The 12,516-nt window shown below is 72.2% G+C and carries 13 protein-coding genes and 2 pseudogenes; 9 read left to right on the forward strand and 6 right to left on the reverse strand.

Translation table 11 applies throughout. The annotated features are described in order from the left end of the window. Positions 1-7 precede the first annotated feature (7 nt). From ACIQM0_RS20290 to ACIQM0_RS20315, 6 genes and pseudogenes are all read left to right on the forward strand, one after another. A complete protein-coding gene (locus ACIQM0_RS20290; protein ID WP_401288466.1) occupies positions 8-403 on the forward strand; it encodes a molybdopterin-binding protein in 396 nt (131 codons plus the stop codon). A gap of 13 nt (positions 404-416) precedes the next feature. Next, positions 417-1,314, forward strand: a pseudogene (locus tag ACIQM0_RS20295) (right-handed parallel beta-helix repeat-containing protein); the annotation flags it as partial. A gap of 250 nt (positions 1,315-1,564) precedes the next feature. Continuing rightward, positions 1,565-2,551 carry a dihydroxyacetone kinase subunit DhaK gene (dhaK, locus tag ACIQM0_RS20300; RefSeq protein WP_385346099.1) on the forward strand — a complete coding sequence of 329 codons (987 nt, stop codon included), beginning with the start codon at positions 1,565-1,567 and terminating at the stop codon, positions 2,549-2,551. Positions 2,552-2,610: 59 nt separating this feature from the next. Beyond that, positions 2,611-3,225: a dihydroxyacetone kinase subunit DhaL gene (gene dhaL, locus ACIQM0_RS20305; protein WP_401288469.1), complete on the forward strand. Its 615-nt coding sequence runs from the start codon at positions 2,611-2,613 to the stop codon at positions 3,223-3,225. After that, on the forward strand, positions 3,222-3,632 hold the full coding sequence (locus tag ACIQM0_RS20310) for a PTS fructose transporter subunit IIA (protein ID WP_401288472.1): 411 nt from the start codon (positions 3,222-3,224) through the stop codon (positions 3,630-3,632). The genes dhaL and ACIQM0_RS20310 overlap by 4 nt, the downstream gene beginning before the upstream one ends. Positions 3,633-3,687: 55 nt before the next feature. Continuing rightward, positions 3,688-4,194, forward strand: coding sequence for an NUDIX domain-containing protein (locus tag ACIQM0_RS20315; protein WP_401288475.1), 507 nt, complete (start codon positions 3,688-3,690; stop codon positions 4,192-4,194). Between the two features lie 11 nt (positions 4,195-4,205). Here the strand turns inward: ACIQM0_RS20315 and abc-f are convergent, their stop codons facing one another. The 3 genes from abc-f to ACIQM0_RS20330 form a co-directional block, all read right to left on the reverse strand. Continuing rightward, complete coding sequence (abc-f, locus tag ACIQM0_RS20320) at positions 4,206-5,849, reverse strand: ribosomal protection-like ABC-F family protein (RefSeq protein ID WP_401288477.1); 1,644 nt, start codon at positions 5,847-5,849, stop codon at positions 4,206-4,208. 322 nt (positions 5,850-6,171) lie between these two features. Then, entirely contained in the window at positions 6,172-7,110 is a 939-nt protein-coding gene (locus ACIQM0_RS20325) for a M56 family metallopeptidase (protein ID WP_401288479.1), read from the reverse strand. Next, positions 7,107-7,463 carry a BlaI/MecI/CopY family transcriptional regulator gene (locus ACIQM0_RS20330; protein WP_401288798.1) on the reverse strand — a complete coding sequence of 119 codons (357 nt, stop codon included), beginning with the start codon at positions 7,461-7,463 and terminating at the stop codon, positions 7,107-7,109. Before ACIQM0_RS20330 ends, ACIQM0_RS20325 begins: the two co-directional genes overlap by 4 nt. A gap of 266 nt (positions 7,464-7,729) precedes the next feature. Between ACIQM0_RS20330 and ACIQM0_RS20335 the strand changes: the two genes are divergently transcribed. The 3 genes and pseudogenes from ACIQM0_RS20335 to ACIQM0_RS20345 all read left to right on the forward strand — a co-directional run. Next, on the forward strand, positions 7,730-8,374 hold the full coding sequence (locus ACIQM0_RS20335; protein ID WP_401288481.1) for a DedA family protein: 645 nt from the start codon (positions 7,730-7,732) through the stop codon (positions 8,372-8,374). After that, a complete protein-coding gene (locus ACIQM0_RS20340) occupies positions 8,374-8,976 on the forward strand; it encodes a phosphatase PAP2 family protein (protein ID WP_401288484.1) in 603 nt (200 codons plus the stop codon). The genes ACIQM0_RS20335 and ACIQM0_RS20340 overlap by 1 nt, the downstream gene beginning before the upstream one ends. Positions 8,977-9,175: 199 nt before the next feature. Beyond that, positions 9,176-9,856: pseudogene (locus ACIQM0_RS20345) on the forward strand (SMI1/KNR4 family protein); the annotation flags it as partial. Positions 9,857-9,927: 71 nt separating this feature from the next. Here ACIQM0_RS20345 and ACIQM0_RS20350 read toward each other — a convergent pair. From ACIQM0_RS20350 to ACIQM0_RS20360, 3 genes are all read right to left on the reverse strand, one after another. Beyond that, positions 9,928-10,911: a tetratricopeptide repeat protein gene (locus tag ACIQM0_RS20350; RefSeq protein WP_401288487.1), complete on the reverse strand. Its 984-nt coding sequence runs from the start codon at positions 10,909-10,911 to the stop codon at positions 9,928-9,930. 75 nt (positions 10,912-10,986) lie between these two features. After that, positions 10,987-11,313 carry a DUF6191 domain-containing protein gene (locus tag ACIQM0_RS20355; protein ID WP_363021777.1) on the reverse strand — a complete coding sequence of 109 codons (327 nt, stop codon included), beginning with the start codon at positions 11,311-11,313 and terminating at the stop codon, positions 10,987-10,989. A gap of 111 nt (positions 11,314-11,424) precedes the next feature. Then, positions 11,425-12,465: an NAD(P)-dependent alcohol dehydrogenase gene (locus ACIQM0_RS20360; RefSeq protein WP_401288491.1), complete on the reverse strand. Its 1,041-nt coding sequence runs from the start codon at positions 12,463-12,465 to the stop codon at positions 11,425-11,427. Between the last annotated feature and the right edge of the window lie 51 nt (positions 12,466-12,516).

Here is a 12,516-nt window from a genome sequence, read left to right on the forward strand (position 1 = left end):
GCGGCATATGCAGTCCTACACCATTGGGCAGGCCGCCCGCCTGCTCGGCGTCAGCCCGGACACCGCGCGCCGCTGGGCGGACGCCGGACGCGTGGCGACCCACCGCGAGGACGGCGGGCGCCGCCTCATCGACGGCCGCGACCTGGCCGCGTTCTCCGTCGAGGTGGCACAGGGGGGCGCCGGCGAGGACGACGCGTCGTACACCTCGGCCCGCAACGCCTTTCCCGGCATCGTCACGGCCGTCAAGCTCGGGGACGTGGCGGCGCAGGTGGAGATCCAGGCCGGTCCGCACCGACTCGTGTCACTGCTGACCCGCGAGGCGGTCGAGGAGCTCGGCCTCGAGGTGGGCATGCAGGCCACCGCCCGGGTGAAGTCGACCAGTGTGCACATCGACCGCGCCTGACCCCGACCCGGGCACCCAGCTCTCCGCCTATCCGGGTGAGACCCCGGTACTGGACTTCTCGGCCATGAGCGAGGACCCGGCGAACCGCGGGCTCGCCGTGAACGGCTCGTTCTGGCACATCAACGGCATCACCGTCGAGCACGCCGGTGACAACGGGATCTTCGTCGGTGGCAGCGACAACATCATCGAGCGCACCGTGACGCGCTTCAACCGTGACACGGGGCTTCAGCTCTCGCGGATCCTCTCCAGCACCCCCCCACGACGAGTGGCCGTCCAACAACCTCGTCCTGAGCGCGGAGACGCACGACAACGCCGACTCCGACGGCGAGGACGCGGACGGCTTCGCCGCGAAGCTCACCGTGGGCCCCGGAAACGTCTTCCGCTACGCCGTCTCCCACAACAACATCGACGACGGCTGGGACCTCTACACCAAGACCGACACGGGTCCCATCGGCCCGGTGACCATCGAGGACTCGCTCTCCTACGAGAACGGCACCCTCACCGACGGCAGCCAGAACTCCAACGGTGACCGCAACGGCTACAAGCTCGGCGGCGACGACATCGCCGTCGACCACGTCATCCGGCGCAGCATCGCCTACCGCAACGGCAAGCACGGGTTCACCTACAACAGCAACCCGGGCCACATGACGGTGTCGGGCAACATCGGCATCGACAACGACGAGCGCAACTTCTCCTTCGACGGCGGCACTTCGGTGTTCCAGGACAACGTGTCCTGCCGCAGCGGCAGCGGAACGAACGACCGCATCATCGGCACGGCCGACGCGTCGAACGAGTTCTGGTCCGGTACGAACGGCTCAAGGTGCTCCTCGTACGCCGGCGCGCTGGACTGGTCCTTCGCCGCCGACGGCCACCTGGTCGTCACACTGGGCGGCACTCCGGTGACGCCGTAGCCCACGGCGTCACCCAGTGTGACGCCCCGGCCGGGGCCACGGTCCGGCCGGGGCGTCGAGCCACCGGGGCGCACCTCACCCCGGCGATGACAGGCCGTCAGTACACTGGCGACGAGTCACACGGTCCCGTCGGCCCCGACCCAAGAAGGCCGTCCGCCGCCGGGCTCGACGACTCGCCAAGCGGCCCCTGAGCTGCGAAAACCTGATCAGGGCGCCACCTGATGGCTCTACTGGGAGGTCACCGTTGAAAATGCTGATCAACGTCCCCGAAACCGTGGTCGCGGATGCTCTGCGCGGGATGGCCGCCGCCCATCCGGATCTGACCGTGGATGTCGAGAACCGTGTCGTCGTGAGGCGTGACGCGCCCGTGGCCGGAAAGACCGCCCTGGTCTCCGGCGGCGGGTCCGGGCACGAGCCGCTGCACGCCGGGTTCGTCGGGCCCGGAATGCTGTCGGCCGCGTGCGCCGGCGAGGTGTTCACGTCCCCGGTGCCGGATCAGATGGTGCGGGCCGCCGTCGCCGTCGACAGCGGTGCGGGCGTGCTCTTCGTCGTCAAGAACTACACCGGTGACGTGCTCAACTTCGAGATGGCCGCCGAGCTGGCCGACGAGGAGGGGGTACGGGTCGCCCAGGTACTCGTCAACGACGATGTCGCGGTCACCGACAGCCTCTTCACGGCGGGGCGACGGGGCACGGGTGCGACGCTCTTCGTCGAGAAGATCGCCGGGGCGGCGGCCGAGGAGGGCGCTCCGCTGGACCGGGTGGCGGCCATCGCGCGCCAGGTGAACGAGTCGTCGCGCAGCTTCGGCGTGGCGCTGAGCTCCGTGACCACACCCGCCAAGGGCTCCCCCACCTTCGACCTCCCCGTGGGCGAGCTCGAACTCGGGGTGGGGATCCACGGCGAGCCGGGGCGCGAGCGGCGTCCGATGATGACGTCGCGGGAGATCGCCGACTTCACGGTGGACGCCGTACTGGAGGACCTGCGCCCGCACGGGCCGGTGATCGCGCTGGTCAACGGGATGGGCGCGACCCCGCTGCTGGAGCTGTACGGGTTCAATGCCGAGGTGCAGCGGGTGCTGTCCGAGCGGGGCGTCGTCGTGGCTCGTACGCTCGTGGGGAACTACGTGACGTCGCTCGACATGGCGGGCTGCTCGGTGACGCTCTGCCAGGTGGACGAGGAGCTGGTACGGCTCTGGGACGCGCCGGTGGAGACGCCTGCCCTGCGCTGGGGCCGTTGACCCTCCGTGTCCCGCGTTGCCGCGCACGCCGTCACACTCGATGGACCCAAGGAGATCTAGTGCTCGACGCCGACTTCTTCCGCCGCTGGATGACCACGACCGCCGCCGCTGTGGACCGCGAGGCGGCGCACCTGACCGAACTCGACTCGGCGATCGGCGACGCCGATCACGGCAGCAATCTGCAGCGCGGGTTCACCGCGGTGGTGGCCGCCCTGGAGAAGGAATCACCGCAGACACCGGGGGCCGTACTGATGATCGCCGGGAGACAGCTGATCTCGACCGTCGGCGGGGCGTCCGGTCCGCTGTACGGGACGCTGCTCCGGCGCACGGGCAAGGCGCTGGGAGACGCGTCCACCGTGACCATCGAGGAACTGGCGCAGGCGCTCGGCACGGGCGTGGCGGCGGTGGCCCAGCTGGGCGGGGCCCAGGCCGGGGACAAGACGATGCTCGATGCGCTGCTGCCGGCGGCCGAGGCGCTGGGGACGTCGTTCGAGGCGGCGCGGGACGCGGCGCGGGCGGGCGCGGTGGCCACCGTCCCGTTGCAGGCGCGCAAGGGCCGGGCCAGCTATCTGGGTGAACGGAGCATCGGACATCAGGATCCGGGGGCCGCGTCCTCCGCGTTGCTGATCGCCGCCCTCGCAGAGACCGACGGCACGGCCGGGGGTGACGCGTGAACGCGGGCCAGCAGGTCGGGATCGTGCTGGTCTCACACAGCGGGCCGGTGGCCGAGGCGGTTGCCGCGCTGGCCAGGGGGCTCGCGGCCGGTGGTGCGACAGCGCCGGTGGCCGCCGCCGGCGGTACGCCGGCGGGTGGCCTCGGGACGAGTGCGGAGCTCATCGCGGAGGCCGCCCGCTCGGTGGACGGCGGCGCGGGTGTCGCCGTACTGGTCGACCTGGGCAGCGCGGTGCTCACCGTCAAGGCGATGCTGGCCGAGGGCGACGAACTCCCGGACGGGACACAGCTGGTGGATGCCCCGTTCGTGGAGGGTGCGGTGGCCGCGGTGGTCACCGCGTCGGCGGGCGGCGATCTCTCGGCTGTGGCGGCCGCCGCGTCGGAGGCGTACGGCTACCGCAAGGTGTAGGGCGGGCCGCCGTGTCGGCGGCCCGCCTCCCGCACCGTTCACCCACACTTGACGCATGTCACCGAACGAGCGGCGCAGCGCCGGGCTCCTCCTGTTCCGTACCACCGGGGAGCCCGGTCTCGAAGTCCTCATCGGGCACATGGGCGGGCCGTTCTGGGCGGGCCGGGAGAGCGCGGCGTGGTCGGTTCCGAAGGGTGAGTACGGCCCTGAGGAGGAAGCGGCGGCCGCGGCCCGGCGGGAGTTCGAGGAGGAGTTCGGCCACCCGGTCCCGGACGGTGCGTGGGTGGCGCTGGGCGAGTCCCGTCAGTCCGGCGGCAAGCTCGTGACGGTGTGGGCGGTGGAGGCCGACCTCGATCCGGCGGCGGCCGTTCCGGGGACGTTCACGATGGAGTGGCCGCGAGGGTCCGGCGTGCAGCAGGAGTTCCCGGAGATCGACCGGTTCGCCTGGTGCACGCCGGAGGTTGCCGCCGAGCGCCTCGTCAAGGGCCAGCGGGTCTTCGTGGACCGGCTGCGCGACGTGGTGACGGGCGGGCGGGAGCCGTCCGCGCACGACGGGTCCTGACGTTCCGCGGGTCAGGGAGCGCCGACCGGTGCGCCCTCGTGGAGTTCCAGCCGGTCGCCGGTGAAGCGGCCGCGGAAGCTGCGGTCGTGCGAGACGACCACGACGGCTCCGGCGTACGCGGCCAGCGCCGCCTCCAGTTCCTCCACCAGGCCGAGGGCGATGTGGTTCGTCGGCTCGTCGAGCACCAGCAGATCGGCCGGCCGGGTGACCAGCCGGGCCAGCGCAAGCCTCCGCTGCTGCCCGACGGAGAGGTCGGCGACCGGAACGCTCAGGTCCTCGGGGCGGAACAGTCCGAGCGCGAGAAGCGTGTCGGTGTACTCGTCGGCGTGGCCGGGCCGTCCGGCCGCGAAGGTCGCCAGGAGCGTGCGGCGGGTGGGCCTGGTCGGGAGTTCCTGCGGGAGATACCCGATCCGGGCCCGTCGGCGCACGGTACCGGTCCCGGGGGCGAGGTCTCCTGCCAGGACCCGCAGAAGGGTCGACTTGCCGGCGCCGTTGATTCCGGTGACCAGCAGGCGCTGTCCGGCCGCCACCCGCAGTGCGGACATGCGCAGCCGGTCGCCGACCGCGACGGAGTCGAGCTCCACCAGGGGGCCCGACGGCCGTTCTCCGTCGGCGGAGAGTGCCAGGGCGGCGGTGAACCGCAGGGGCCGCGGCGGGGCGGGAACCGGCGCCCTGTGCAGTGCCTCCAGTCGGCTCCGGGCGGCTCTGACCTGCCCGGACAACTTGGCCTCGTGCGAACGGCGGTGCTTGCCGAAGCCCTCCCCGGGGTCCTTCCCGGCCCCGGCGAGCCGTCGGCCCGCGGCGCCCACGAGCTCTTCGGTGCGGGCCAGTTCGTCCAGCCACTCCTGGTGGTCCTGCGCCCAGCGGCGCCGGGCCGCCGCCTTCGCCGTGCGGTAGCCGTCCCAGCCGTCCCCGTACGTGACGACGCTGCGCAGATCGCGGTCCACCTCGACGATGACGGTGGTGGTCCGCTCCAGGAACGCCCGGTCGTGGGTGATCACGACGACGGTGCCGCGGTGGGCACTCAGGTGGTCCTCCAGCCAGGTGACGGCCCTGAGGTCGAGGTGGTTGGTCGGCTCGTCGAGCAGCAGCAGTTCGGGACCGGACGCCAGTACACAGGCGAGCGCGAGCCTGGACCGCTCGCCGCCGGAGAGTGTGCCGAGCGGGCGTTCCCTGGCGAGGTGCCCGAGTCCGAGGCCGTGCAGCGCGGCATCGATCCGGGCATCGGCCAGGTAGCCGCCGCGCTCCTCGTACTCCGTCAGCAGGTCTCCGTACGCGGCGAGTCGGGCGTCGTCCGCGCCGCCGGGCGCGGCGAGTGCGGCTTCGGCGGTACGGATCCGCTGCTCCAGCGCGCGGAGTCCGGCCAGGGCGGTGTCGACGGCGTCCTGAACCGTGTGGGCGGGGATCAGCGCGAGTGTCTGGGAGAGGTAGCCGGTGCCGCCGGGGAACCGGACGGTGATCTCGCCGCTGTCCGGCGTCTCGGCACCGGACAGCAGCCGCAGGAGAGTGGACTTTCCGGAGCCGTTCTCACCGATCACTCCGACGCGGTCACCCGGACGGACGGTGAGCGACACCTGATCGAGGACGGTGCGGACTCCGTACGCCTTGGAGACGTCGTTCATGGCCAGCTGGGCGCGGTCGTGCTTGGGGGACATGGGTCACTCTTCCCTCGGGTGACATGCCTCGTCGGCCCATGACGGGCGCGGCGGGCGGGGGCGCTGAACGGGCGGGAGGGGACGCCACACGAGGTGACCCGGTCGGACACCCGGCCACGCCCGGTGCCGCTGGTGTCGCTGGTGTCGCTCTGTGGTGTCCCGGCCGGAATCAGCGGAAGAAGTAGTACGAACCCATGGGGCCAGTCTAAGCACGGGGGCGCGTGGGCTGTCAGGCCGTTTTCCCCGATCGGGCGGAAGCCGGACGGGCGGAAGCCGGACGGGTACGCGGAGGCCGGGCGGGTACGCGGAGGCCGGGCGGGTACTACGGGTTCTCGCCCTGGGCTACCTCGATGCTGCTGTGCAGGTCGTACGTCGCGTCGAGAGCGGCCGCTCCCGAGACGGCCAGGCAGGCGATCAGGGTCGCGGCGGCGGCGAGGCCGAGGCGCGGGCGCCGGGCGGTCCGGCCCAGCAGGGCGGCGACCCGGCGCGGAACGGGTCCGGCCACCGCGCCGAGGGCCGGGGCGGGATGGGGCGCGGAGTCTTCTCCGGCCGTCCGGGCGGCCAGCGCGGCGCGCCCGATCGCACGGGCGGCGACCTTGCGGTCTCCGACGGCGTGCGCGGCGGCCTCGTCCGCGCAGCGCTCCAGCGCGTATCCCATGGGGGCGCGCAGGGCCCGCAGCGCCGGGTGGCAGCGGGCGGACAGCTCGGCGACGGCGAGGTACAGGTGGTGGCGCCCGGTGAGGTGCGCGCGCTCGTGGGCCAGGAGCGCGTCCCGCTCGGCGGGTTCCAGGGCGTGCAGCATGCCGGTGGTGACGACGATCCGGCCGGGGCTGCCGGGCCGTCCGGGCAGCGCGTAGGCGTCGGGGCGGGTGTCACGCAGCACGGCGAGCTCGCTCCCGTCGCCCCGCTCGGGGCCTGCGGCCCGGTGGAGCTGGAGCCAGTGGCTGCGCGCCGCACCGGTCACGGCCGCGGCGCAGCCCAGGAGCAGCGCCAGCGCGGCGGCCGCGAGCGGTACGGCGACGGCCGGTTCGGCGGCGGCGAGCGGGCGCACGAATTCTCCGGCGGCGGCGACGGCGGACAGCCGGCCGGCCCCGGGCACCACCAGCAGCGCCAGTGCGCACACGGTGCACAGTGCCAGGCCGGCGCCCGTCGCGGCGAGCAGCCGTACGGCCCGGACGGGTGACAGGGCATCCGCGAGCCGACGGGCCGCGGGAACCACCAGGAAGGGCACCAGCAGCGGAATCCATACGGCGTAGATCATCGCGCGTCCCCGTCGAGCAGATCGCGCAGGAGCCGCTCGTCCTCGTCGCTGAGCTGCGACACGAACCGCGCCAGCACTGTGCCGCGGTCCTCGTCCTTGCGCAGTTCGCTGTGCATCCGGCGGGCGGTCAGCCCGGCCGCGTCCTCGGTGGGGGTGTACGCGAATCCGCGTCCCGACCTGGTGCGGGCGACCGTGCCCTTGTCGTGGAGGCGCGACAGGATGGTGGTGACGGTGGTCCGCGCGAGTTCCGCACCGATCGCGCCCTGCACCTGACCGGCGGTGAGCGGGGTGCCGGCCGCCCAGAGGGCCGCCAGGATCGTGGACTCCAGCTCGCCCGAGGGGCGCCGCTCCACCGGGACGTGACCGGCCGCGGCGGTTCGCGGGGCAGGCTCCTGCCCGGCCGGGAGTGTCTGCCCGCTGTCCGGTCCGTCGTACGGCCGGGGGGCGGATTCTCCGTCGGATATCCCGTTCACCTGTGGCATGGGAACTCTCCTCCCCCTTCGGGCGTCTACAGTGATGTCGACCGTCTACATCACTGTAGTCAGTCCGGGTGTTCCACAGGGCACCCGCTCACCATTATGGGAGACCCTCCACCGTGTCCGTACTCTCACTGGCGTCCATGCCGCAAGCGGTGAACCTGCTGGACGCCGGTTCGCTGCTCGGAACGTTCGGCGCGCTCGGCGTCGCCGTCGTGCTCTTCGCCGAGACGGGGCTGCTCGTCGGCTTCTTCCTCCCCGGCGATTCGCTGCTGTTCACGGCGGGCCTGCTCAGCGTCTCCGGTACCCACGGTCCGGTCGAGCTGTCGTTGCCACACGTACTCGTCGCCGCGGCGGCCGGAGCGCTGCTCGGTGCGCAGACGGGCTACTGGCTCGGCCGCCGGGGCGGCCAGGCACTGCTCGCCCGCAGCCGCTCCAAGCGACTGCACGAGGGCACCGGCCGCGCGGCGGAGCTGCTCGCCAGATACGGCTACGCCCGCGCGATCGTGCTGGCCCGCTTCGTCCCCGTCGTGCGCACGGTGCTCAACCCGCTGGCCGGGGTACTCGACGTCCCGGCCAGGGTGTTCGCCCTGTGGCAGGTCGTCGGTGGCGTGGTCTGGACGGCCGGTCTGGTCCTCGCGGGATACGCGCTGGGGTCCTCGGTGCCGAACGTGGACCGCTATCTGCTGCCGATCGTCGCCGTCGTGGTCGTGGTCTCCCTGATCCCTCTCGCCGCCGAACTGCTCCGCTCCCGTAGCCGGCGCACTCCCGAAGGAGACAACAACTGATGCGGCTCGCCTCCGCGGCCACCTCGCTCGACGGTGGGCTGTACACCTGGGTCACCGAACTGGCCCAGCGCTCCCCCGCCGTCCTGGATTCCGCCGTCCGCGTGTGGTCGAACTACGGGCTCGCCCTGTTCGCGGTGCTCATGCTCGCGTCCTGGTGGCGCTCCCGTTCCGCGGATCCCGCGCGTACCGCCGTGGCGCTCTGCGCCCCGCTCGTCGTGGTCGCCACGTATCTCGTCAACGACGTGGTGAAGTCGGCCTTTCACGAACAACGGCCCTGCCGGACGCTGCACGTCGTGACGGTGGAGGCGTGCCCGGCGCTCGGCGACTGGTCCTTCCCCAGCAATCACGCCGCCATCGCGGCGGCCGCGGCCATGGTGATCTGGCTGACCGACCGGCGGCTCGGAGCGGTCGCGGTGCCGGCCGCGCTGCTGATGGCGACGTCCCGGGTGTGGATCGGGGCGCACTATCCGCACGATGTGCTCGTCGGGCTGCTGATCGGCGCGCTCGTCGCCTGGCCCTTGGCTGTCGCGGCGGGGCACTGTGCCCCGGCGGTGGTCCGGCTGCGCGACAGCCGGCTGCGTCCATTGGTGGCAGTGCGGTGAGCGGGTGGGGGACGCACCGAGACTGATCCCCGGGGCCGCAGAGATCCGTGTGCCCCGGCCGGGTGACGGACGCCCACGCGCCCGGCCGTCCCGTCGGCGACAGGGCGTACTCGTCCCGCCGCGGCCGGCCGCACCTGCGAAGGCGGCGGACCGGACGGTGTCTGCTTCCGGTGTCAGTGGCTGCGCATACGGTCCGCGCATGACTGATCAGTGGTGGGCGGGCGTACGTCAGCGGGTCGAGGCGGCGGGTGCGGGGCCCGGGAGCGTCGAGGTGTTCGGGGCACCGGGGCACGGGTGGGTCATGGAGGAGCCGCTCACCCGGGGCGAGCTTGCCGAACTGGAGGCTCAGACAGGCGCGCGGCTGCCGGAGGAGTACCGGGCCTTCCTGCTCCATGTCGCAGCGGGTGGCGCCGGCCCCGCGTACGGCCTGTTCCCGGTGCGGCGGGTGCGAGGCCGCTGGAGTTGGGAGGGCGACGGCGCGGAGCTGGCCGATCCGTCGAGGCTTGCCGAGCCGTTCCCCGACCGGGGCCCGGACAAAACGAAGCTGCTCGACGACCTCCTTGCCCAGTACCCCGAGGAGGAGGACTTCGACGCCATCGAGGACTTCGACGACGCCATAGGGGTGTGGGACGAGCGGTGGGAGTCCGTCATGTTCGCCCCGGACCGCACCACCGGCGCCATCCCGATCTCCCATCTGGGCTGCGCCCAGAGGGAATGGTTGATCATCAGCGGCAGCCACCGCGGCACGGTCTGGTCCGACCGCCGGGCGGACGGGGTCGACCTCGCGCCGCTCCTCGACGACGACGCCATGCCAGTGAGGTTCGCCCGCTGGTACACCGGCTGGTTGGAAAAGGCCGAGCGCACAGCCGGGTCGGAGCCGTGGCGGGCCCGCCGTCCTGAACAGGAGCCTCAAGGCCCTCCTGACTGGAACCGGTTGGCACCGCAGGTCATTCAGTTCCTGCGGATGCTGCGGGCCTTGGCCACGATTCCCTCAGGGAGCTCCGGCCCCGCACACGCGTAGTCGATCAGCAGGTTTCGGTACGTGGTGTTCTCGAGCTCCGGCGCCAGGCCGATCAGGGCCATCAGGTCGTCAGGTGAACCGGAGAGACGCGTGCGGTAGGCGGCGCCCGCCGCGCGCAGGGAGATTTCGTGGGGTGCGTGTTCCAGGCCCTGCTCCACGAGCTTCGCGGCTGCGGCGAAGTCGCCCTGCTCCGCACGCACGTCCGCCAGATCCAGGTAGAGGGACCAGTTGGCGGGGTCCCGGGTCAGAGCGGACGCGAAGGCCGCCGCGGCCTGGTCCAGGTCGCCCATCACCCGCCAGGTGGCCGCTCGCGCGACTGCGGTCCACATGACCTGATCGACGGCGTCGGCGCGATCACACAGGGCAAAGCACAGCTCGTAGCGGCCGCAGGACCGGGGCAGCCGAGCCATGGCGGCCAGCGACTCCGGGACAGGGCTGCGTTCGGACACCACCTCGATCGCGTGGAACCAGGGCGCGAACCGGTTGCGCATCTCGTCGGTGTCCAGGTCGTGGCCGTAGTCCAGTGTCCGCAGACACGCCTCGGCCAGTGCCTCGGCAGTCACCGCGCCGAGAAGGCGCGCGTCGCCGAACCAGGGTGCGGCGCCCCATGCCACGTCGGGCCGCGCGCCCGTGACCGAACCGAGGGACATCACCGCGTCGTCCATGTCCCCGTCGAGGAACCGGAAGTAGGCCTGTGCCAGCACAGAGCTCAAGGAGCCGTTTCCTTCGAGGCTCTCCTTCAGTTCCGAGCGCCGGTCCCGCCACAACTCGGCGAGGGCGGCATAGGGCTCCGGGGCTGTCGGTGCCGAGGCTACCGCCCCCACCAGCAACTCCATGGCGCCGACCGGGCTTCCGCCGCAGTGCGCCATCACTCCGGCGAGTCCGACTCCCGCCGCCACTGACTGATTCGACATCTGCAGAGAATATCCATGGCCAAGGGTTCTGTGATCCTTGCCGCTTGGACGGCGGTACCGCTACGAGTGATCAGCTCAGGACGAGACTTCGCGGCCGGGCAGGCGGATGACGGCGAGGCCGCTGTCGAGGTCCACGGTGGAACGGTGCGGCGGGGCGCCGTCCTCCTCGTCGTCGCGCAGCAGCAGGGCGCTCTGCCGCTCCTTGAGCTCGCTCTGCTTTCCGGGCGAGAAGGTCGCGTGCAACTGCTCGAAACCGGTCGCCGACACCTGGCCCTGGCGGGCGCTGTTGCGCCACGGCAGCAGACCGGCCCGGCCCGCACGCAGCATCAGCTGATCGAGGAGGGCGACGACGGTCAGGCCGATCACCAGTCCGGGCAGCGTCATCATCGCGGCGAATTCCATGCGGGCAGTATTCACCGCGTGGGGCGCGGAGCGCATCGGTCGCGGGTATGACGATGCGGGCCGGCGCACAGTGCGACGGCCCGCAGGGTCGTGAGGAAGGGGCTCGGGCGGTCAGCCGTTGGGGAGGATGACGGCCCGGCCGCTGATCTTGCCGTCGTGCAGCCGTTCGTACGCCAGCGGGGCCTCGTCCAGCGAGTACGTCTCCACGTGCACCTCGACCGAACCGGCGCGGGCGAGATCGAGCACCTCGGCCAGCTCGGAGCGCGATCCCCAGTACGGGGCGGACACCGTCGTGTTGAACGGCAGGGAGCCGAAGCCCACCGGCAGCGCCCCGCCGCCGATGCCCACGATCGTGACGTCGGAGTCGATGGCGGCCGCACCGCCCGCCGTGGCCACGGTGGGCGGTGCTCCGACGAAGTCGAGGACGACCTGCGCGCCGATGCCGCCGGTCAGTTCACGGATCCGCGCGGCGGCGTGCTCGTCGGACAGAACGGTCTCGTGCGCTCCGACGGTGCGGGCGAGGGCGAGCTTGTCCTCCGTGACGTCCAGGGCGATGACCCGGACGGCCGTCATGGCGCGCAGCAACTGGATGGCGACGTGGCCGAGTCCGCCGGTGCCGATGACGACGGCGGTCGCTCCGGGCACCAGCTTCGGCAGGGAGCGCTTGATCGCGTGGTACGGCGTGAGGCCGGCGTCGGTGAGCGGCACGGCCTGGACCGGGTCGAGGTCGCCCAGCGGCACCAGGTGACGCGGGTCGTCGACGATCATGTATTCGGCCATGGCGCCGGGCGAGCCCAGACCGGGCGGGTTGATGCCGAGCTCCTTGGCGCGCAGGCAGTAGTTCTCCTTGCCCTCGGCGCACTTGACGCACGTACCGCAGCCCCAGGGGCCGTAGACCGCTACGGACTCGCCCACCGTGAGTCCGCCGACCCCGTCGCCGAGTGCGGCCACGGTGCCCACGCCCTCGTGGCCGAGGGTGAGCGGGAGATCGTAGGGGAACTGGTCCGCGGGCCAGCTCATCACCGCGATGTCGGAGTGGCAGACACCTGCGGCGGTGACCTTCAGCAGCACCTGTCCGGGGCCGGGTTCCGGGTCGGGCACGGTGACGACCTCGGGTGCGGCGCCGACGGTGCGGTACTGGACGGCTTTCATGGGGTCCTCCTTGACCTCTGGTGTTCTCCTTCTCGCCCCCGAAGCCCCCGT

The organism is Streptomyces sp. NPDC091387 (genome assembly GCF_044756945.1).
Taxonomy (GTDB): Bacteria; Actinomycetota; Actinomycetes; order Streptomycetales; family Streptomycetaceae; genus Streptomyces.